Below are 601 nucleotides of genomic sequence, written 5' to 3'. Positions count from 1 at the left end.
TGAATCGCCCCGGCTTCTCCGGAGGCCATTTCGTTTGAGTCACGCCGCGATGGCGTGACCCGTGTTGCCGGCGTAGTACGCCGCCTCCGCTTCCGCCGGGGGTATGTTGCCGATCGGCCCCAGCAGTCGCTGGTTGTTATACCAGTCGACCCAACCCAAGGTCTCCCATTCCACCTCCTCCCGGCTGCGCCAGGAGCGGCGGTTCGTAACCTCGGCCTTGAACAGTCCGATCACCGTTTCGGCCAGCGCGTTGTCGTAGCTGTCGCCGACGCTGCCCACCGAAGGTTCGATGCCGGCCTCGATCAGGCGGTCGGTATAGCGAATGGAAAGGTATTGGCTGCCGCGGTCGGAATGGTGGATCAGCGCCTTCTCCGCTGGGCGGCGCGCCCACACCGCTTGCTCGAGTGCGTCGAGCACGAACTGCGTCTGCTGCGACGAACTGGCCCGCCAGCCGACGATCCGCCGGGCGAATACGTCGATCACGAAAGCCACGTACACAAATCCCTGCCACGTCGGCACGTAGGTGAAGTCGCTTACCCACAGCGCGTTCGGCCGGTCGGCCTTGAACTTCCGCTTCACCAGATCCATCGGCTTCTCCTCC

Annotated in this window: 1 protein-coding gene; it reads right to left on the bottom strand. The window is 64.4% G+C overall.

The window, feature by feature from the left end; all coding sequences use genetic code 11:
- Nucleotides 1-39 precede the first annotated feature (39 nt).
- Nucleotides 40-601, bottom strand: a 562-nt coding sequence (locus tag N787_RS12900) for an IS3 family transposase (protein WP_034214989.1), incomplete at its 5' end; no start/stop codon positions are given.

The organism is Arenimonas metalli CF5-1 (assembly GCF_000747155.1).
GTDB classification, from domain to species: Bacteria; Pseudomonadota; Gammaproteobacteria; order Xanthomonadales; family Xanthomonadaceae; genus Arenimonas; species Arenimonas metalli.
The sequence above is the reverse complement of the archived record's forward strand: the minus strand, read 5'-3'. Positions and strand labels throughout refer to the sequence as shown.